The organism is Sulfobacillus harzensis, from assembly GCF_012933365.1.
Classification (GTDB): domain Bacteria; phylum Bacillota; class Sulfobacillia; order Sulfobacillales; family Sulfobacillaceae; genus Sulfobacillus_B; species Sulfobacillus_B harzensis.
Map to the genome: position 1 here is coordinate 25,508 of NZ_JABBVZ010000023.1, position 20,864 is coordinate 46,371.

The following is a 20,864-nucleotide window of genomic DNA, read 5'->3' on the forward strand; positions in this document are numbered from 1 at the left end:
CGCGTATGGAACGATGGGGAGCTTGGATTGAGGGCAGCGGCGTCTCCGGCAATTTTTGGAGCCCGATCGTGAATCCCGCTACCGAAGAGGTGGAGGCGGAGGTGGCAGACTTGACAGCGGCCGATGTCGACCGCGCCATCGCCATTGCGCGGCGGGCCGGCCGTGATTGGCGGGCCCGGGACGTGAAGGAACGCCATGCTCTTCTCATGCGCTGGGTTGAACACCTGGCTTCTCAAGCCGAGGACCTGGCCCAGCTGGAATGCCGGCAAACGGGGCAGCCTATCAGTCTAGCGCGCCAGAGCATCGCCGCTGGCATTCGCCTCTTGCAGCAGTGCGCGAGCGCCGTCCAGCCGGAGGTCTCGCCCGGCCTCTTGCGCCGCCGTCCCCGGGAGGTGGCAGCGGCGGCGCTTCCGGGCCGCTATCCGTTCTTGGAGGCGATCTATTACGCCGCGCCAGCACTGGCTGCCGGATCGGCGGTGGTGTTGAAGCCGGCCTCGCACGCGCCGCTGACACCGCTGCGTCTGGCCGCGGTGGCCAGTCTTGCTGGAATCCCAGGGGGGGCTCTAAACCTGCTGAGTGGACCGGACTCGGTGGTTATGGCCCGTCTCTCGGAGCATGTCTCGGCGGATCTGGTAGTTTATCCCGCTGGTCCCCGCGCCTTCGGCAAAGGAGCCATGCTGGTGTTTGCTGATGCGGACTGCGACGCCGCCGTGGAGGGGGCGATAAACGCCGCTTTTGTCAATGGGGGACAAGACCTCTTGGGCGCATCGCGCATTTTCGTGGAGGACGCCCTGTTTGGGCCCTTCATGGATCAACTGGTGGGATTGGCCGACCAGTTGCTGGTCGGTGCGCCGACATCGGCTGAGGCTGAGATCGGCCCGCTTGCCTCCCGCCGCCACCGGGAAGAGTTGGTCCAGCAGGTGATGGAATGCGTCGAGATGGGGGCTCAGACGGCGCTCGGAGGACAACGGTATTCGCGCCGGCAATTCCCCCAAGGCTATTACTACCCGCCCACGGTACTGTTTCACACCGACATCAGTTGGCCTATTGTGGAGCGGGGCGTGTTTGGACCGGTGGTCACGGTGATGTCCTTTTCTGGCCTTGATCAGGCGCTGGGCCTTCTTGGCCAGTTGGAAACGCCCGCCGCCGTATCTGTGTGGACTCGTGACGGTAAGCGGCTGGGCGCCATCGCCTCCGCCGTGCCGGCGCCGCTGGTTACCTTGAATCGTCATCTGACCTCCGTTCCCGCCGCCCGCCTGTTGGCGTCGGACGCTTCCTTGGGCCGTGCGCATCTTGACCGGTTCCGCCCGTGGCAAGCAGTCGGGGACGGGGAGCGAGAGGGCAGCGAACAGGAGTGGCGCATCTTTACCCGAAGGGAGTTGTAGCATGAGTCAGGGATTGGACCGGGTGCGCACCGTGTTGGCCCAACATGGCCTGGGAGGCCGCATCCGCGTGTTTGAGGAAGGGAGCACCCACACCGCCCGCGAGGCCGCGGATGCGCTTGGCGTAGATCCCGGCCAGATTGCCAAATCCGTGGTGTTTCGCGCGGCGCGGAGCGATCGCCCGGTGGTGGTGATTGCCCGGGGTGATCGCCGCATTGATGAAAAAGTCCTCGCGGATTGGCTGGAAGAGCCGATTGAGCGCTGTCAGCCGGACTGGGTGCGCGAGCGCACCGGGTATTCGGTGGGCGGGGTATCGCCGTTGGGTCATCGCGCCGAGACGGTGATTGTGTTGGATCCGAGCTTGTGGGAATTTGACAGCGTCTATGCCGCGGCTGGCGCCCCCAATGCGGTCTTTGACGTGCGCCCAGAAGAACTCCAAGCCATGACCGGAGGTCAGCAAGTGGCCAATATCAGCCATTAGCAGGCTGATCAAAGGCCGGCCAAAACGGCTCCTCCGCTGGCTCATAACGCAGCATGCGGCCCACCATTAACAAGAGTCCAGACGCCATCAGCCCCAGGGCAGCCAACCAAAAAGCGCCACGTACCCCAAGCCAGAGCGCGAGCGGCGCGGCGGCCAAAGCGCCCACCACTTCCACGCCCCCGGACAACGCCCGGAAGGTGCCATGCACCCGCCCAAGCCAGTGGTCCGGGGTGACGTGTTGTTCCACCGTGGCCGCCCCAATCTCAAAAATCGTCGCCCATAAATCACCCCCGAATTGCGCGATGAAGAGTAGCAAAAACTTCACCCAGAGAGTGCCGTGGGCCGCTGGCACGGCCAGATTGAGGAGTGCGAAGATAAAATAGGCCGCGGCCATCAGACGGCCCAAATTGAGGCGTCGGCGCAGACGGCGAAAGAGCCGGGTGCCGATTAAGCTCCCCAGTCCTCCGGACGTAATTAAGAGGCCAAGGAGAAACGGGGAGAGGTGGAGGGTTTTCAGCACATAGAGCTCATATAGGGTGGAGAAAAACCCGCCCGCCAAAGCGCCCACCCCTGCGTTTAAGAAAAGCGGCCCCAAGATGGGATGGCGGAGCACCCGCGACCAAACATGCCCGATTTGGATTCCGGTTCCGGCGCCCGAGGGCGGCGCCGACGCTACGTTGGGCTCCGGGCGGGACAGGCTTACCAAGGAGGCGGCCGCGATAAGGTTGGAGAGCGCATCAAAAGCCATCGCCAAGGGAGCCCCTACCGCTTGGATGAGAAGCCCCATCAGGCCGGGTCCCGCCGTCTCACCAATCGATTCGGCCGTCCCCACCCACTCGTTGCCTTCTTCCAAACGATGTCGGCCCACCAGTGTGGGTAAATAGGCGTGGCGCGCCACCCGCACCACCAGCGCGGCCAACGCCGCCAGCACAGTGACCGCCGCAATCCCGGCCATGGTGAGGTGGTGGGTGAGGTAGAGAACTGGAATCGCGAAAAGAATCAAGGCGCGCGCCACATTGGCGCCAATCAACAGGGGACGCCGCCGCGTGCGGTCCACCGCCTGGCCCACAACATTGCCAGCTAAAAGCGAGGGCAGGGTGGCCAAGGCGGCCAGCAAGGCAAGCGCAGGTGCGCCCGCCCCAACGCTGACAATGGCGACAATAGGAAGTCCTTCGCGGCTAATGCGCGAGCCGACTTCTGCGCTCAACTGGCCAGCCAAATAGCGTTTTACATCGCGGTCTCGGAGGAGCGAGGTCCTTGGGGGATCGGACAGTGTACTCATACCGTCCTATCATAGCAGATCAGCGGCGCCTAGGACGACTGGTTCAGAATCTGCATCAAGGGGACTTTTTGGCTGTGATTCCGGTGACATAAGTGCAGTGAGAGTATCGAGGCAAGCGGGTGCCCGTTGAGCGCACGGCGGGGGATCGGCGTGATGACTTGGCGCGGCTAAGACCCGAACCGTTTGATCGTGGAAACAACCTGCTACCTATGCCCGCGTATCGCGCCCCGACCAGAAAGATGATCCGGACCAGCAAACGTGGGCGTTGGAGCTCTAGGTTGTCGCCGACCTCGGGTTCGGCGATGCACGATCACCAAGAGGGCTCCAGAAAACTTCTCAATGACATTCTTGCCGACTGCATCGGTCGGCTCGTCGTTACCCACAAAGACCGACTATTGCGCTTCGGTGCGGAGCTTGTATATTTGCGAGGAAAGCTAGGCACGCGGTACCGCATCGACTATCACGCCGGCATGTTCCCAAGCCTTACTATGCAAAATGCTGCCCACTCTCGCACAGGGTCCCCGGCTTCGAATGGGTTGTGCCCCCATCCTTCAAACTGAAGTTCCGCTAAAGTCTCTCGCAGAGCCAAAAGCCAAGGCCGCTAATGATATACGATTAGAAGAGTGTCCGAATTCCCTAAAGTTCATCACGGTGACGGAGGAGGACCTCAGTGGATAACCATTCGCCGATTTTTGTGACCGGCATGCCGCGTTCGGGAACGACGTTGCTGGCCTCCTTGCTGAATGCCCATAGCCAGGTGGCGATCACGCCGGAGACGGACTATTTTAATCGAGTCTGGAAGCCCTTGGCGCGAAGAGGTGGGCTTCAAAACTGGCCTTTCGTGGAAGAAGTGCTGCAGTCATTTTTTTCTAAGCCGTCCGTAAAGCTCATGGAACTTCCTGAGGAGGACCTTATCGCACGCTTTCACGAAAAGTGGCAGCAAGGCATCCTGACGCACGCCGACATGCTTTCGGAGATGCTCTCGTTGTACGCACGACGCCGACAGAAGGCGGTGTGGGGCGAAAAAACCCCGGATCACTTCATGTATGTCCCGGTGATAAAACAGGTGTTTCCGGCGTCACGTGTTGTTGTCATTGTGCGCGATCCGCGGGACGTCCATCTATCGCTGGAGAAACTGCCCTGGAGTCGGGGCAATTCTCTGAACCATGCCTTGCAATGGCGCGGGTATCAAAGTTTAGCGCGCGCCTACTGCCTCAAGTATGGGTTTGAGTTCGTCCAGATCCGCTACGAGGATTTGATTGCCGATCCTGAAGCAACGCTAAGATACCTGTGCGAAAAGCTGGAACTTCCGTTTGAGCCCGAAATGCTGAACCGCTACGGGCAGGAACTGCTATTCGACCCCAATCGGGAGCCTTGGAAGCTCGGGGCGGCGCGTACCATCGACCCGAACAACCGCAACAAGTGGCGGCAGCGCATGCCTGCCGCGGAGGTAGCGCTCTTCTCGAAGATTTGCGGGAAGTATCTTCGAAAGCTGCACTACGACGCGCCTGATCCAGCGCCAACCATGCCAGGGCCCATTTTCCCCGGTCTCGAATGGCGTTCGGTGATCTGGTGGATGCGCACGAACTGGCGGGTGAAGCATGGCCGCGAGCCATGGATGGGGCAGCGCATATCCCTTAAATGAACGCGTGCGACCATTTTTTGGGGCCTAAAGACTTGCTGAAGTTGACGATAACTTCAGCAAGCGCTCAGGCTCGCTCCGTACAATGGGGCCGTAATAGGAGGGATGAAATGGGGCATGCCGATGGAAAGCCGACATATGTCTACAGCTTGGATTGGGTTCGTGCGCTCACTATCGTAGCGGTGGTTGCAGTGCACGCGGTTCGATTTGGTCTTGTCCCGTCGCGCCCTGACACGGGAAGTCTCGTGCAGGTGTTGTTTCAGTTTGGACGGGTGAGTTTTATGGTGGTGACGGGGTTCATTGTGGCCTATCAGTATCGGAGCCGGACCCCGCGATGGATGCTCTTTTTCCAACGGCGGGCCAAGAGCGCCGTCGCGCCATATCTCATATGGCTGGCGGTGTTCTTATCGTTAAGCGTCCCCGTGTGGCCAGCCGCAGGATTCTGGCATCAGTACAGCCGGGTGCTATTTACCGGCAATGGGCACTTGTACTACCTTATCATTACCTTCCAGATGTATCTTTTGGCCCCGGTGTTAATCTGGGGACTCGGCGCGTTGAAGCGCCGCTTGGCATGGCTGGCGGCCGCCAGCGTGATCTGGGAGGCCGGTTCCTGGACGATGGCCGGCTACCTGCACCAGTCTGGCTGGGCGCCTGCCCTTTTGGTCATTACCTACGTGGGATACTTTGTTCTAGGTGGAACGCTCGGCTATGCGTGGGAGGCGGTTCGCGCCTGGCTTCGTCCCCGGCGCCGCTGGCTCGCCGTCTGGATGATCCCGCTATGGGCGGCCGTCATCCTCATGTTTTTCACCAACCTCCATTGGATCGGCGGACTGGGCGTAGCGACCAGCGAGTTTCAGCCCATGAGCGCCGTCTACTGTTTGGGCGTCACCATGGTTCTTTTGGCCACTGGCACCTGGTTTGAAGAGGCACGTGTGCAGCGACCGCAGTTGGCGTGGATTGTGGGCCTAGTTGCCGACGCCTCCTTTGGCATTTATTTGGTGCACCCGCTATTTGTTCACGGGTGGCTCAATCTGGCCAGCCGGATGGGATGGTCGGTGAACCCGGTTCTCAACACGGCCATCGCCCTGGTGTTGGGGGTGGGCCTCAGCATCGTGGTCGTTGTTACGATTCGCCTGTTGCCATTTTCCGAATATGTTGTCGGCACCAAGCGGCGCATCCGGGCGACAAAGGTGGCCGCTTCGTCCTCCGTGTCTGATCACATGGCGGCATCATAGAAGCGCACGAGCCAAAGGGCCATTTCTGTGTGACGACAAGGACATGCCGGGGGGATGCTATGCGTCGATCGGTGGGGCGAGCTTGGGCCGCCTCTCTCGGGGTTGTTGCAGCTAGTGCTGCTGTTGCCATTCCATGGAATGTACAGGTTCCCCCAGTGCCCACCGTTATTATTGGTGGGTCGGCGGCCAAGGGGTGGCATGATCGGACCGGGGAAAGTTATATCGACCGGGCGCTGGCTCAATATGCGGGGCAGGCGCATGTCGGGTTCAAACTGGAGAATCGGGCGATCCCGGGGGCCCCGGTGACGGATGGTGCCATCAAGGCCCAATTCCCCCGATGGATGACAACCACCCGCGGCGGGGTGGTTGTCATCGCGTGGGGACTTCTGAACGATATTCGCCTGAAAACCCCGCGGAAAGCCATCTTGCAGCAGGTTCACCGCGAGATCCGGTTGGCGCTGGACACCCACCATCGGGTTCTGGTGGTCAGTCCCCCGGCCACGTTGGCGACGCTAACCTTTGATCGGGCCAGTCAGGCGGGGCTCTGGAGCCAAATTATCCGTGAGGCCACAGATTTTCACAACCCAAATGTGTACGTCGCCAATGTTATGGCGCCCATGGAGCGCTATATCGCAGCGCACCACCAAAGCCCTAAACTGTATATGGACGGGAAGTGGGATCCCAACACACGGGGGCACATCCTAGCCGGTCAATTCTTGCTTAAGCAACTGGATCGCTTGTGGAAGGGTGGTATTCCGGCCTATTACCCGCCATCGACCCGGAGCGCGCGCTAACCCTAATGCACGATCAATTGGCCGTCCTTCATGACGAGGGCGATGTTCTCCCGATCAGCCAGACTCTTGATATTGTCGAGCGGGTTTTGGCGGACAACCACCAGGTCAGCGAGCTTTTCCGCCTCCAGCGTCCCCAGGCGATCACTCCATCCCAAACACTCAGCTGCGGTCTTGGTGCTCGCTACAATCGCTTCCATAGGGCGCATGCCGATTTGGGTGAGCCAATACAACTCTTCCAGATTGGTGCCATGGGCGCCCACGCCGCTGTCGGTGCCCATGGCAATGGTAACGCCAGCCCGATAGGCGCGGGCAATACTCTCGTGATGGGCATCCATGACGCGTTTGGATTTTTCCACGGCATACGAAGGCACCCGCCGTCCCGCTTCAAAGGCCTTAATCACGGCTAAGGGAGCCACGAGGGTCGGGACCAAATAGGTACCATGTTCCAGCATCAAGTCGATGGCCTCATTATCCAGGTAGATGCCATGCTCGATGGAGTGAAAGCCCGCCCGGACCGCGTTTTTAATGCCTTCGGCCGCTTGGGCATGCGCCATGGCCTTGATGTTACCGTGCATACGCGCCTCATCTACCAGGGCTTCGAGTTCGGCCAACGTAAAATGGGCGTCCTCAGGGTTGTCCGTGGGACTGAGCACGCCGCCTGACGTGGCTGCCTTAATCACTTGCGCTCCCGCGCGAATGACCTCCCGCACTTTCTTGCGCACACCGTCAGCCCCGTCGCACACCCCGCTTACCTGCAAGGGGTTTTCTAGCGCCCGGCCCAGATGCGGCGAATAATCATCCCCATGACCTCCTGTGATGGACAGCATGGTCACAGAGATTTGGCTTCGCGGGCCGCGGATAAGTCCCTCGTCGATCGCGCGCTGTATGCCCCGGTCGGCGCCTCCTGCGTCGCGCACTGAGGTAATTCCGGCATCGAGGGTCGCGCTCGCATATTGGGCGGTCTTGAGCACGTGGTAGGTATAAGGAACAAAATAGGGGTCCTGGTCACCGAACGATTGAAAGGTCAAATGGACATGACAATCGATAAATCCCGGAAGAATGGTTCCGCCGTGAAGGTCGATGCGCTGACATTCTTTCCCCAAGGGGGGCAAGACGGCGGATTGGGGTCCCACGGCTCGAATCACATTATCTTCGATGTACAACGCGGCATCCGGGACGGGGGCGTGGCCGGTACCGTCAATTAGGGTGCCGTTGTACAGGTATGTTGCTGACATAGCTACCTCCTTATGAAAGATAGGAGGCATTTCCACGGCCCGCCCCGGAGATCCTGCCAAGGTGCGGCAGGAAATGTGGTATAGTCCAAAGAGATCATTTCGTGACGCGAAGAGGTTAATGATGATTGCCAAGTGGAGCCAGTTTGTTGTTCGCCACCGCTGGGTGGTAATTGTTTTGTGGGCGGTCTTGGTGCTGGCCACCGTTCCCCTTGCAACCCAAGTGACCAAACATCTCACCACCAACGGGTTTGACCGCAAGAACAGCCAGGTGGCTTGGGCTACCAACGCCGTAAATGAGATCCATCCGCTGCCGAGCGCCAAACCTTTATTGATTGAGGGAATGGGCCGAAAAACAGCCGAAGTGCTAGGGGCGCACTATGGGGCCTCGGCCGGCGACTTTCATGCGCTGACGCCTTCGGAGACGGTCTTTTTACCACCAGCCAGCATGACAGCCTCTCACGGCAAGCGGTTTGAAGTCCAGCTACGGAATCGGCACGCTACCGTCACCGAGGTTGGACAACTCGCCATTGGCAAGAAGGTCACCCATGATGTCTCGAAGACGCTCACGCAAAGCGGGTTGGTGGCTCTTCCCGTATTGGCGCTGTTGTTGATGGTCTTTGGTTCGGTGATGTCCATTGCGTTGCCGTTCATCATTGCCCTAGCGGGTTCTGAATTGGCGCTGGCGGCGATTGCCATCATCTCGCGCCATATGACCTTGTCGGTATTTCTGACCGACATTGTAAGCTTCTTGGCTCTCGGCGTGGGGATTGACTACGCTCTTTTCATCAGCACCCGCTTTCGGCAAAACGTCGACGCCGGCCAGAGCATTGAGGAGGCGGTCGCCGACAGCATGTCGCACGCCGGGCGCTCGGTGCTCTACTCGGGGATTGCGGTGGGGCTGGCCGTGGCGACGCTTCTCTTGGGTAACAACGCCTACTGGCGCGGCCTGGCGATGGGAGGAGCGGTCGCTCTATTCGCGGTGCTGCTGGCCACCCATAGTTTGCTTCCGGCTGTGATGGGGGTGTTGGGGCGGCATCTGAATTGGGGCCGGGTCCGGCGCCCCGATTTTGGCCTGTGGTCATGGCTCGCACGGGTCGTGGCGACGCGGCCTGTTTGGTCGATGCTGGTTGGGCTGGTCATATTGGTGCCGCTGGCCACCTTAGCGCCGTCCATCCGTATGAGTACGCCAGCAAATCTTGCCACCATGCTTCCGCCAACCAACCCGCTTAGACGGGCCGTCGCGGTGCAGCAGCGGGTTAATGGTCCTGGCAGCATTGCCCCCATCGCGGTGATGGTGAGGCTTAAGGATTCGAAGGATACGCCAGCCGCCTGGAGCGCCCTCGGCCGGTTGACCAACCATCTGAAGACCTTGCCTAATGTGCATTCGGTGTCCTCGGCCACCGGCCTCGGCCTTTCACCGGCCCAACTGGCTCTTATGGCGAGCGACCCAGCGCGGGCTCCAAAGCCCGTCTCGGAGGCCCTAACCAATTATCTCGCACCCCGCAACTCGCATTTATTTGCGGTCTATGTGACCGCCAAAACGGGGCCCAATGATGCGCGCACCAGTCAACTGGTCGGAGATATCGACCATCATCTCCCACACTGGCTTCCCAGTGGATCGCGCGCTTACGCGGGCGGGCTGGTGCCCGTGCTCCGGGACTTCAATGACTTGACCAGCCAACGGCTGCCATGGATTGTGGCGGCGGCGCTGGTGGTCGCGTTGGTGGTTTTGACGGCGGCCACCGGCTCCCTGTTGCAGGCCGTCTTAGGGGTGTTGTTTGACGGGTTGGTGGCCATGGCCACGGCAGGATTTTTGGTGCTCGTATCGCATCAACAATGGTTCGGGTTCCAAAATCAACCGTTAGACTCGTCTATTACTCCGTTAATCTTCGTCCTATTGTTTGGTTTGTCGATGGACTACGAGGTGATTCTGCTCCATCGCATTCAGGAGCGGGTACGCGCCGGGGTGGCAATGCAGGAGGGGGTCCGCCAGGGAGTTGCGACCACCGGGGCCATGATTACTGGAGCGGGCATGATTATGGTGGTGGTGTTCTTGGCGCTTCTCATTAGCCCCTTGCAAATTATGAAGACGCTCGGAATTGGGTTGTCGTTTGCCGTTTTGGCGGATACCTGGGTGGTGCGTTCCTTATTGGTGCCGAGTGCCACTGCTCTTTTCGGCAAATATGGATTCTGGCCGTGGCGTCCACGGCAATCGTCGGCGGACATGCTTTAGCAACAGGAGGGACCCGGTGAGCACAATGGCCTGGATTCAGCCTTTGCGGGACGACCGGGACGGGGCACGGCGCCAGCAAAAAATGGTGTTTCTGGATCTGGTCACGAAGCCCGGATGCCGGGGCTTTTCTCAACGGATGATGCGGCCGCCGAGGGTCTCTTTGGGGCGGGCGTGGCCGCGTCGCGAGCGCTTTCTTATCCACTGGGCGCAACTTAAACGGTTTCCCCAGAGTCATTGGACTAGCCGCCCCTCATTTTTATCTGAATGAACTTATCGCCTTGGCGCTAGGCCGGGCGGTGATGGTCGATGCAATGGGGCTTATGAGAGATTGAATCTCTGGGATATTGTCCATGGCAGAGGACCGCGCCTGCCCCAAGGGTCTGCGCGTTTGGCCACAAACAGCCTTCACCGTCTAAAAGGTTAACCCGATAGAGGAAAAATTTTACGGTTTGTGGCACAATGACAGCATTCATCTGCACCACCGTGACTGAAACCTTTTTGTGAAGGAGCGTCATGATGGAAGATAGGATTCCTGGGATGGGTGAGCGAGGCACGCTTCTAGACCGATATCGGACCGTCCGGACCACGACCGAGGCCTTGTGCGCACCACTAGCCAATGAGGATTATGGACTTCAGGCCATGCCGGACGCCAGTCCGCCAAAATGGCATTTAGCCCACACCACATGGTTCTTTGAGACATTCATCTTAGAACCGCTAGGCGTTCCCCTCTTCAACCCCCAATATCGTTACCTCTTCAACTCCTATTATGAAAGCGTGGGCCGCTTTTGGCCGCGTAGTCAACGCGGGCTGTTGTCACGACCTACCGTATCAGAAATCTATCAATACCGAGCGACCACCGATGAGCGCCTAAAAGAAACTCTACTCTCCATCAATGAAAAGCAGTTTGCGGATCTCTATCCGGTGATGGTATTGGGCCTAAATCACGAGCAGCAACATCAAGAGCTCTTAATGACGGACATCCTCTATAATTTCAGCATCAACCCGCTGCGTCCGCGGTATCGTGCGTTGCCGGAAGCCGTCGGTGGGCAAGCTCCTTCGTCCGCGTGGCTGTCGTTCCCCGGCGGATTAGTCTCGATCGGGTTTTCGGGGGATGGCTTCTGTTTCGATAATGAGAGGCCGCGCCACCAGGTGTGGCTCGAGCCTTTCGAAGTGCTCGATCGCCTGGTCACCAATGCGGAGTATTGGATGTTCATGGAGGATGGCGGGTATCGCCGCCCCGAACTGTGGCTGTCTGACGGATGGCGCCAGGTGCACGAATTCGGTTGGCAGGCGCCGTTGTACTGGTATCAGGAAGAGGGCGAGTGGTACCATTTCACACTGGGCGGGCCCCGCCCGGTGGACTGGGATGCGCCCGTCGCCCACGTGAGCTATTATGAGGCGGATGCCTACGCACGCTGGTCCAGCGCTCGTCTTCCCCGCGAGGCAGAGTGGGAAGCGGCAGCGGACACGGTGTCAGGAATTAGCGGAACCTTCTTGGAGAGTGGCCGATTGATGCCGCAGCCGGTCGAGTCGGGAGAAGACAGTGTAGGCCTCCACCAAATGTATGGTGAGGTGTGGCAATGGACGGAAAGCGCCTATGCTCCCTATCCCGGGTATCGGCCGCTAAGTGGCGCACTAGGGGAGTATAACGGCAAGTTCATGTCTAGTCAGCAGGTGCTTCGAGGCGGATCCTGCGTCACGCCCCATGAGCACATCCGTCCCACCTACCGCAACTTCTTCCCGCCGCAGGCGCGATGGCAATTTAGCGGCATCCGGTTGGCGAGGGATGCTCATGGCTAAGCCGGACATGTTGTCAGGCCAATGGCAAGCGGTTTATGAGGGACTTTGCGAACGCCCCCCACGACTCAATCCCAAATGGTTTTATGATGCCCGAGGTTCGGCCTTATTCGATGCCATCACCCGTCAACCCGAGTATTATCCGACCCGCGCCGAAGAGGAAATTCTTGCCTCGCAGGGAGACTCGATCGCGCGGTGGATCGGACCTGATGCGCAAGTGGCGGAGTTGGGGGCCGGAAACGGCGAGAAGGCCGTGATGCTGCTGCGGCATTTAGAGAGGCCCCGATCCTATGTGCCGACCGATATTTCTTCGGCAAGTTTGGAGGCCGCGGTTCATCGCATTCGCCAGGCTTATGCGGGGTTAACGGTCGAGGCGGTGGCGGCTGACTTCTTCGATGGACTGCCCTGGCCAGAGACCCTTTCTGAGGAAGGGCGCTGTTTGGTCTTTTTTGGATCGACCATCGGCAATATGGAACCCGCCGAGGCCGAGAACTGGCTCCGACGTCTTCGACGGTCCTTAAAACCGGGCGAGCATTTTCTTATCGGCGTCGACTTAAAAAAGGACCCGGCTATTCTTAATCGGGCCTATAACGACGCGGCTGGCATCACAGCGCGTTTTAACCTCAACGCCTTAGTGCATTTAAACCGCGTCTTGGGAGCCGGCTTTCACCCCGAGCGCTGGCATCACCAGGCCGGCTATAACGCCGAACGCGGTCGCGTGGAAATGTACTTGGTGGCGACGGAGCCCGAGCGAATTCGGGTTGGGGAACATGAGATTTCGTTTCGTCCGGGTGACCGTATTCACACCGAAAACTCGTACAAGTACACGATTGAGGAGTTTCATCAAATGAGTCGGAGGGCAGGATATCGGATTGACGCCGTCTGGACGGATCCTCGGAAGTGGTTTAGTCTTCACGGCATAAGCGTGGAGTGACGGTGGAGGCATCCTCTCACGTGAAGGGCTCCGGCATTGATGGGGCTTCTTAAGGCAATAACATGCAATGGCGTGTCAGCTTTTCGCAGAGGAGACAGGTTTCAAGGACAAGATGCTAGGACCAATATTACTATCGGGAGCGCCGTTTTAAATGCAACAAAGTCGGGAACGAGTCACATCGCGGCGGCGGCCGCGCCGATCGAAAGTGCCGGAGATCACCCTTTATTTTTGGATCGCAAAGCTGCTGACAACGGCAATGGGGGAGGCCACATCCGACTTTTTCGTCTACCACATGAACCCGTATTTGGCAGTAATTTCGGGCGGCGTTGTTTGGGCTCTAGCGATGTGCATTCAGTTTAAAGCGCGGCGCTACTATGCGCCTTTGTATTGGTTTGCGGTGACCATGGTGGCAATCTTTGGTACCATGGTGGCCGACGCAACCCACGTGGCATTGGGGGTGCCGTATTATGCGTCGAGCTCCGCCTTTGCTGTGATTTTGGCTGTGGTTCTCATGGCCTGGCACGCCTCCGAGCGCACGCTGTCCATCCATAGTATTTACACGCCCCGGCGCGAATTTTTCTATTGGGCCACGATCTTGTCCACCTTCGCCTTGGGAACGGCAACCGGCGATATGACGGCCACCACGCTTCGCCTCGGCTACCTGGCCTCAGGAATTCTCTTTACCGTACTCTTTTTCATCCCGGGCATTCTGAAGCGCTTCGGAGTCTTGAACGGCATTGCGGCGTTTTGGATCACCTACATCCTTACCCGACCGTTGGGCGCATCGTATGCCGACTACTTCGGCATGCCCAAGAGTTTTAGCGGACTGGGATATGGCAAGGGTCCGGTGGCGCTTGTGCTCACCGCCGCCATTATTCTCGTGGTGGGCTTTTTGACGATTACCCATCTTGACATCCAAGAGCGCAGCGCCGGTTGAGCGACACCCGATGTTCGCCGGAATATGTGAATACCGGGCGTTCATAACCCGCCTGGGTTGATCCCCACCGTCACTATGTCGGCGGCTTCCGTCATGGGCTTGGGTTGCTTCGTCCCTGAGTAGGCGATACGCCGCTGGACCGACGTCTGGCTGTCATGCGCATGGGATGCCCATAACCATGGCCTCGCCATTCGGCCGTCCCAGCGAAGCTCATGGACCTTACCGCGCCATGAGGCGTGATCGCCGCGTGTCGACCGACTGAGACCCCAACAGTTCAATGAACTCACCAAGGCCCGGCGTGCTGAATAACGTCGCTCTTATGGATGTTGACCCACCCCCCGGGGGGTGGGGTATGATTGTGTTAAAGGATATTTGTTCGGAGGGGGTGTATGCGTGATTCCCGAGTACAAGCAGGACGCCAGCCACCGATTGAGGGCCGCCATCGGACATTTGAAGGCCGTGTCCGCTATGGTGGACGATGAGCGTTATTGCGTCGACATTATGAAGCAGTTAGCGGCGGTACAGGCGAGTCTTGAGGGCGTACAGCAGGTTTTGTTAAAAAATCACCTGTCCACCTGCGTCACCGATGCGATCCTGGCGGGATCAGGGGAAAGCTTAATTACAGAATTGGTTTCCGCGCTTCGGTACAGCAAGGGCATCCCGTCGATGGAGCCGGCGGGCCGCGCCGGGACGACACCCCATCCTCATTGCGGGTCGGGCGAAACCGTTCCGGGAACGGTTGAAGGAGGGACAGCATGAGCGTACAACAGACGGACGACACCCGTCACACCGCCCACATTCAGGTCGGCATCAGCGGCATGACGTGCGCGAGTTGCGCCTTGCGCATCGAAAAGGGATTGAGTCGATACCCAGGTGTGGCTGATGCCCATGTCAATTTTGGAACCGAAAAAGCGACTGTGACGTTTGATCCGACGGCGGTCAACTTGGATGCCCTGGTTTCCAAAATCCAAGACATCGGGTATAAGGCTATCACCGATACCATGCGCCTCAAGCCCAGCGAACCGCTCGAACCAGCCAACGCCGCGGCTTTCACCGAACGCCTCAAGAGGCTCGACGGCGTGATTCAGGCACGGTTTGAAGCTTCGGCGGAGTCATGGGTGGTAACGTACCTGCCCGAGTCCATCCGCCCAGCGGACGTACGGCGGCAACTTAAAGACTGGGGTGTGCCCACGGAAGATTTAAGCGCCCAGCGCGATGCGGCCCAGGAAGCGCGTCAGCAGGAGATTCGCCGGTGGCTGACCCGCTTCATCGTCGGCGGGGTCTTTTCGTTGCCGTTGGCGATATGGCTGATTACCCGGATTGCGGGCGTCCCCAGATTGGGGAACCCCTGGCTCCAATTCGGGTTGGCCACGATGGTGCAGGCTTACGTCGGCGGGTTTTATTACCTCGACTCCTATCACAACTTGAAGAACAAAAACGCCAATATGTCTGTGCTGGTCGCCATGGGAACGACGGCGGCATACGGCCTGAGTGTTGGACTCTTGTTCTCGGGATCCCACCGGGCGCTCTACTTCGATGATGCTGCCATCGTGTTAACGCTGATCAGCCTCGGGAAGCTCATCGAGGCACGGGCCAAGGGAGCCACGTCGTCGGCGATGAAGCAACTGATGGGGTTGGCTCCTCGGGATGCGCACGTGATGATCGCCGGCGAGGAACAGTCGCTCTCCATTGACGATGTGGAGCCGGGTATGGAACTGGTGGTGCGGCCCGGTGAAAAGATACCGACCGACGGCATCATCGTATCGGGTCGCAGCCACGTCGATGAGTCCATGCTCACCGGTGAACCGATGCCGCAAGCAAAGGAAGCGGGCGATGCGGTAGTAGGCGCCACATTGAACCAAACGGGAACCCTTAGGGTGAAGGCGACCAAGGTGGGTCGTGATACGGCCTTGTCGCAGATTGTGGCGGCTGTGGAAGCGGCCCAGGCGCAAAAAGCCCCGATTGAAGGACTGGCCGACCGCATTTCCGGGATCTTTGTGCCGGTCGTCATTGCCGCTGCCATCGTGACCTTCGGGTTGTGGTGGCTGGTGACGGGACACGTGGTCTCCGCCCTGTTGCCGGCGGTCGCGGTCTTGGTGGTGGCTTGCCCGTGTGCGTTAGGCCTCGCCACCCCGACGGCGATCACCGCCGGGGTCGGAGTGGGGGCCAAACGCGGCCTGTTGATCCGCGGTGGGGAATATTTAGAAACCGCGCGGACCATTAATGCCGTGGTGCTAGACAAGACGGGAACCGTGACCCGGGGCAAGCCGGCCGTAACGGACGTGATAGGGGAAGCGTCAGAGCCCAGCGGCCAGGATTGGGTGCGTTGGGCAGCCGCGGTCGAAGCGGCTTCCGAACATCCGCTGGGCCGGGCGGTGGTCAATTACGCTCGGGAACAGGGCTTCAAGGTGCCTACCGCGGCAGAATTCAAGGCCGAGCCGGGGCAGGGTGTACGAGCCGAGGTCGAGGGGCATTCCGTTATGGTAGGCAGTCGTCGCGCAGCGGCGGACGCTCTGGTTTCCGTACATGACCTTGACGTGGTCATCGAACGGCTGGAACAGGAAGGCAAGACGCCTTTGTACGTCGTCGTCGATGATGCCTATGCGGGTCTCATCGCTGTCGCGGATACCATTAAGGACACGGCCAGTGAGGCGATCCAGGCTTTGCATGCAGACGGTGTCGCCGTGTACCTCTTAACCGGCGACACGCGACGAGTCGCGGAAGCTGTCGCCGCGGAGGTGGGCATCCCGGCCGATCACGTGAAGGCGGAAGTCTTGCCTACCCAAAAAGCGGAGGTCGTGCAAGCCCTGAAGGACCAAGGCCAGCATGTAGCGATGGTGGGCGATGGGATTAACGATGCGCCGGCGCTGGCGACCGCCGATCTCGGCATTGCTATCGGCACCGGAACTGATGTGGCGATCGCCGCCGCGGGCATCACGCTCATGAGTGGTGATTTGCGAGGCGTTCCCGCGAGCCTGCGGCTATCCCGGCAGACGATGCAAAAGATCCGGCAAAACCTCTTTTGGGCCTTCTTCTACAACGTGATCCTCATTCCCATCGCGGCCGTGGGATGGCTCGCCCCGGTGATTTCGGGTGGCGCCATGGCTGTGTCATCGATTTTAGTGACCAGCAATTCGGCGCTGCTTAAGCGCTACAATCCGTTCGCGGGCCTCACGGCCACCGAGGATCGCTGGGCCGCCGAGCTCGCGGCCGAAGAGGCCGCGATACCTCAGCCAGCGGGACCAGTTCAAACCGCCGTAGACCCCGTCTGCGGCATGACCGTGACCATTGGGGAAGAGGCGGGGCAGATGGAGTACCAGGGCATGACCTACTACTTCTGCGCCAAGAGTTGCCTGGCCGAGTTTCGCGAGGACCCCGACGGCTATCTTGCCGGGACGAAATCGGTGGCGATGGACGGCAACGCCGCGTCTATGACTGCGGTGGATCCCGTGTGCCAGATGACCGTCACGATTGGCGAGGAAGCGGGAAAGACCGAGTACGCGGGCCAAACGTACTATTTCTGCAATGCCGCGTGTCAGCGGGCCTTCGAAAAAGACCCAACGACCTACGCGAAGTCCGACGCCCTCATGGCGTCTGGGCATGATCACGGTCCCCAGTAATCCCGGCGCCCTGATGCCGGACGGATCGGGTCGCCTGTCGTGGACCTGACAACAGGGCTGCCGACTATCGTTTAGGAGGGTGAAACCAATGGACCACAAGTCGGATGCGCAACACGCAGGCGGTAAGGTTGTTGACCCTGTCTGCCATATGACCGTCGCTGTCAACGACACTACACCTCGTAGTACTCACGCCGGGAAGACGTACTACTTCTGCGCGCCGGGCTGCAAGACCCGCTTTGATCAAGACCCCGCAAAATACGCGGGTTAGCACCGATGGCGGCAGGGAGGGCCGAGAAACGCTCGGCCCTCTTGCCCTGCTCGTCCAAGCCATGCTCTAGGTTGCCGTTGTCCTTTACTCCACTCCGGACCCACCAATGCGTTTGCTGCGTTCCGGCGAGTGCCGATCGTGATTGTTTTCGCAACCCACGGTCCTGGTTCACCATCGGGGTCGTTGGCCGGTATTTTGGCGATGTGTGGCCACAGCGGTTTCCTGATTCCCTCCTAAAGCCGCACGCAGATTTGGCTCTGGAGCCCATGCTTGCGCGGCGCTTAGCCCCATTCGAGCGTGACGTTTGGGGCATGATGGAGTGATTGGAAATTATAGACGGGACAGAATAGGGGAAATCGTGATGTCAGCGCTCTGCGAAGTGAGGATGAAGGGAGCAAGTCCGCAATGACGAATTCAGCAAAGAACCTCCAAGATATCTCCTTGTCCGTTTTGGACCTCTCTCCGGTGATGGTTGGCGGGACGGTGGCGGATGCGTTGCATCGCAGTCTCGATTTGGCGCAGCATGTGGAACAATGGGATTTCAAACGGTACTGGCTTGCCGAGCACCATAACATGGCGGGGATCGCGAGCTCGGCAACGGCTGTGGTGATCGGATACATTGCCGGCGGAACCTCCACGATTCGTGTGGGATCGGGAGGAATTATGCTTCCTAATCATGCGCCCCTCGTGATCGCTGAGCAATTCGGGACCTTGGCGGCATTGTATCCGAATCGGATTGATTTGGGCATTGGGCGGGCGCCCGGGACCGACCCACTTACGGTACGCGCTTTACACCGCGACCCGCGTGCGCACGCCCGGGATTTTCCGGACTTGCTGGAGGAGTTGCGGGGTTACTTCAGTTCCCAGGCGTCGACTCGAGCCGTGCGGTCCATCCCCGCTGAAGGAATGAACGTACCGATTTGGCTATTGGGGTCCAGCGACTATAGTGCGCAATTGGCCGGATATCTCGGGCTGCCGTTCGCTCATGCGGGCCAGTTTGCCGCTGAGAATACCCAAATGGCGCTTGACGCCTATCGTAGCAGTTTTCGCCCCTCTGCGGTGTTGCAGGAGCCCTATGTGATGCTTGGGGTCTCGGTGGTCGCCGCTGACACGACGGAAAAGGCGCGTTACCTGTCTACGACGCAACAACAGAAGTTGCTGCAACTGATTCGGGGCCGCCTCAAAACGGCTCAGATGGCTCCGCCGGTGGCGAACATGGAGCCGCTTTGGGATGATCAGGAGAAAGCCATGGTCGAGGGGAGACTTAGGGCGTCCATCATTGGGGATGCGCCAACAGTCCGCGCTGGGCTACAGTCGCTGTTGGATGCGACCCAAGCGGACGAACTCATTATTACCTCAGAAATATATCACCATGCCGACCGCCTGCGCTCGTACGAGATTGTTGGGTCGGTGTGGAAGTCATAATGGGGATGAACGAAAGAATTTGATTTGGATTGACGAAGGAGGAAGCCCGGATGGCATTGCAAGGTAAGCGTGTAGTATTGGTGGGTGGAACATCGGGTATTGGTTTGGCGACGGCGCAGGCGTTTCTGGATGCCTCGGCCCAGGTTGTGATTGCGAGCCGTTCTGGTGAAAAGCTTGCAGAGGCCCAAAGGATATTGTCCGGGGAGGTTACAGCGGCCACACTGGATTTTCGGCACGAAGAACCGCTGGCCGCCTTTTTTCAGCGAGTGGGTCCCTTCGACCACCTGGTGGTTACGGCCGGCGATGGAGTCATGGGCAGTATCTCGGATGTTCCCGTCGAACAAGCTAAGGCTGCTTTTGACAGTAAGTTCTGGGGGCAGTACTTGACCGTGCGGGCGGCCGTCCCCCATCTTCGTGGCGGGTCCTCGATTACGCTGACCACCGGCGTGTACGGCATTCGGCCGCCGCGGGGCGCTTCCACGTTAGCTGCCATTAACTCCGCCGTTGAGGGGTTAGTTCGGGGATTGGCTGTAGAGCTGGCGCCTATCCGAGTTAATGCGGTGTCGCCGGGTATTGTCGACACCCCGATCTATGGAGGAATGCCTGCAGAACAACGGGAGGGGATGTTCCGAAATCTCGCTGATCAATTGCCGGTTGGTCACGTGGCGACGCCGCACGAGATTGCTCAAGCGTATGTCTACTTGGCGGAGAATGCGTTTACGACTGGGTCGGTCGTGCTCATTGACGGCGGTGCTCACCTGGTGTAACCTCTCACGCGATGGAGGGTCGACTCTTCGTTCTATCCAGGGGATGCGCGGCTATACGAGTGACGTCTGGCGCATTATGACAGCTCACCCGCGGATGCTGGAGAGTCTCAAGAGAAAACCCGCTCCGGGAAAAGGCCGGAGCGGGTTCCTGCTCTGCTCTGTTATTTGGAGAGAGCCTTCAAGACCTCGTCGGTCGACCGAACCCGACCGATTCGGGCCAACACATGATTGATAGCAAAGGCGTGAGCTTCCTCGGAAAGGTCGGAGCACGCGTCTTCAACAAAAATTTGCTGATATCCACGCTCATAGGCGTCTCGTGCGGTGCTTTCCACACCAATGTTGGTGGCGATTCCCGTCAGGATGATGGTATCGATCCCGCGACGGCGCAACTGTAAGTCCAGGTCGGTTCCGTAAAAGGCACCCCACTGGCGCTTGCGCACGACGTGATCGCCGTCTTTTGGCGTCATTTCAGGAACAAATTGGTCCCAGTCAGCAGGTGGGTTGCCCGATCGTAGCGGTGCGTTGTCGGTAATCGGATGGAGCGCATCCTTACCGTCGGGGGAAGGTCCAACGTGAACAAGCACCACAAATCCCCCCACTTCGCGAAGATGGTCCGCAATTTGAGCGGTGCGCCGAATTACGTCAGCGGCAGAATGAGGGGCGGTCGGCATCCCGGCGATGCCTTTTTGCAGGTCGATGACGACCAGCGCCGTTTTCTGAGGGTTAAGTTCCAAGCTGTTTGCCACGTGGCGTACTCTCCCTTGAAAAAAGATTTGTTGTACCGTATTTAGGGCCTGAACTGACGCAACTACAACACATGTAGCGGTGGTCA

General features: G+C 59.3%; 18 protein-coding genes. 15 read left to right on the forward strand and 3 right to left on the reverse strand.

Translation table 11 applies throughout. The features are described from left to right. Positions 1-5 precede the first annotated feature (5 nt). Both HIJ39_RS08840 and HIJ39_RS08845 read left to right on the forward strand, forming a co-directional pair. Positions 6-1,385, forward strand: coding sequence for an aldehyde dehydrogenase family protein (locus HIJ39_RS08840; protein WP_169098784.1), 1,380 nt, complete (start codon positions 6-8; stop codon positions 1,383-1,385). A gap of 1 nt (position 1,386) precedes the next feature. Further along, positions 1,387-1,863, forward strand: a complete 477-nt coding sequence (locus HIJ39_RS08845; protein WP_169098786.1) for a YbaK/EbsC family protein — start codon at positions 1,387-1,389, stop codon at positions 1,861-1,863. Here HIJ39_RS08845 and HIJ39_RS08850 read toward each other — a convergent pair. Then, positions 1,853-3,145: an MFS transporter gene (locus HIJ39_RS08850; protein WP_169098788.1), complete on the reverse strand. Its 1,293-nt coding sequence runs from the start codon at positions 3,143-3,145 to the stop codon at positions 1,853-1,855. The genes HIJ39_RS08845 and HIJ39_RS08850 overlap by 11 nt on opposite strands. Before the next feature lie 670 nt (positions 3,146-3,815). Here HIJ39_RS08850 and HIJ39_RS08855 point away from each other — a divergent pair. From HIJ39_RS08855 to HIJ39_RS08865, 3 genes are all read left to right on the forward strand, one after another. Continuing rightward, the gene (locus tag HIJ39_RS08855) at positions 3,816-4,790 is read left to right on the forward strand and encodes a sulfotransferase (protein WP_169098790.1); all 975 of its coding nucleotides are present in this window, start codon (positions 3,816-3,818) and stop codon (positions 4,788-4,790) included. A gap of 107 nt (positions 4,791-4,897) precedes the next feature. Then, positions 4,898-6,022, forward strand: a complete 1,125-nt coding sequence (locus HIJ39_RS08860; protein WP_169098792.1) for an acyltransferase — start codon at positions 4,898-4,900, stop codon at positions 6,020-6,022. A gap of 59 nt (positions 6,023-6,081) precedes the next feature. Then, on the forward strand, positions 6,082-6,816 hold the full coding sequence (locus HIJ39_RS08865; protein ID WP_169098794.1) for an SGNH/GDSL hydrolase family protein: 735 nt from the start codon (positions 6,082-6,084) through the stop codon (positions 6,814-6,816). A 2-nt stretch (positions 6,817-6,818) separates the two neighbouring features. On the opposite strand, the gene HIJ39_RS08870 is transcribed toward HIJ39_RS08865, so the two are convergent. Continuing rightward, positions 6,819-8,051 (reverse strand): metal-dependent hydrolase family protein, encoded by a 1,233-nt coding sequence (locus HIJ39_RS08870; RefSeq protein ID WP_169098796.1) that lies wholly within the window; start codon positions 8,049-8,051, stop codon positions 6,819-6,821. Between the two features lie 121 nt (positions 8,052-8,172). Between HIJ39_RS08870 and HIJ39_RS08875 the strand changes: the two genes are divergently transcribed. From HIJ39_RS08875 to HIJ39_RS08920, 10 genes are all read left to right on the forward strand, one after another. Beyond that, on the forward strand, positions 8,173-10,284 hold the full coding sequence (locus HIJ39_RS08875) for an MMPL family transporter (RefSeq protein ID WP_169098798.1): 2,112 nt from the start codon (positions 8,173-8,175) through the stop codon (positions 10,282-10,284). A gap of 16 nt (positions 10,285-10,300) precedes the next feature. Continuing rightward, a complete protein-coding gene (locus tag HIJ39_RS08880; protein ID WP_169098800.1) occupies positions 10,301-10,552 on the forward strand; it encodes a hypothetical protein in 252 nt (83 codons plus the stop codon). A 245-nt stretch (positions 10,553-10,797) separates the two neighbouring features. After that, positions 10,798-12,084: an ergothioneine biosynthesis protein EgtB gene (gene egtB, locus HIJ39_RS08885; protein ID WP_169098802.1), complete on the forward strand. Its 1,287-nt coding sequence runs from the start codon at positions 10,798-10,800 to the stop codon at positions 12,082-12,084. Beyond that, complete coding sequence (gene egtD, locus HIJ39_RS08890) at positions 12,077-13,015, forward strand: L-histidine N(alpha)-methyltransferase (RefSeq protein WP_169098804.1); 939 nt, start codon at positions 12,077-12,079, stop codon at positions 13,013-13,015. Before egtB ends, egtD begins: the two co-directional genes overlap by 8 nt. A 151-nt stretch (positions 13,016-13,166) precedes the next feature. Further along, entirely contained in the window at positions 13,167-13,952 is a 786-nt protein-coding gene (locus HIJ39_RS08895; RefSeq protein ID WP_169098806.1) for a COG4705 family protein, read from the forward strand. Between the two features lie 393 nt (positions 13,953-14,345). Beyond that, positions 14,346-14,711 carry a metal-sensing transcriptional repressor gene (locus HIJ39_RS08900; RefSeq protein WP_169098808.1) on the forward strand — a complete coding sequence of 122 codons (366 nt, stop codon included), beginning with the start codon at positions 14,346-14,348 and terminating at the stop codon, positions 14,709-14,711. Then, positions 14,708-17,572: a heavy metal translocating P-type ATPase gene (locus tag HIJ39_RS08905; protein ID WP_169098810.1), complete on the forward strand. Its 2,865-nt coding sequence runs from the start codon at positions 14,708-14,710 to the stop codon at positions 17,570-17,572. The genes HIJ39_RS08900 and HIJ39_RS08905 overlap by 4 nt, the downstream gene beginning before the upstream one ends. 88 nt (positions 17,573-17,660) lie before the next feature. After that, the gene (locus tag HIJ39_RS08910) at positions 17,661-17,840 is read left to right on the forward strand and encodes a YHS domain-containing protein (protein WP_169098812.1); all 180 of its coding nucleotides are present in this window, start codon (positions 17,661-17,663) and stop codon (positions 17,838-17,840) included. Between the two features lie 405 nt (positions 17,841-18,245). Beyond that, on the forward strand, positions 18,246-19,265 hold the full coding sequence (locus tag HIJ39_RS08915) for an LLM class flavin-dependent oxidoreductase (RefSeq protein WP_169098814.1): 1,020 nt from the start codon (positions 18,246-18,248) through the stop codon (positions 19,263-19,265). 50 nt (positions 19,266-19,315) lie between these two features. After that, entirely contained in the window at positions 19,316-20,032 is a 717-nt protein-coding gene (locus HIJ39_RS08920) for an SDR family oxidoreductase (RefSeq protein WP_169098816.1), read from the forward strand. A gap of 161 nt (positions 20,033-20,193) precedes the next feature. Here HIJ39_RS08920 and HIJ39_RS08925 read toward each other — a convergent pair. After that, positions 20,194-20,864, reverse strand: a 671-nt coding sequence (locus HIJ39_RS08925) for a hydrolase (protein ID WP_420824568.1), incomplete at its 5' end; no start/stop codon positions are given.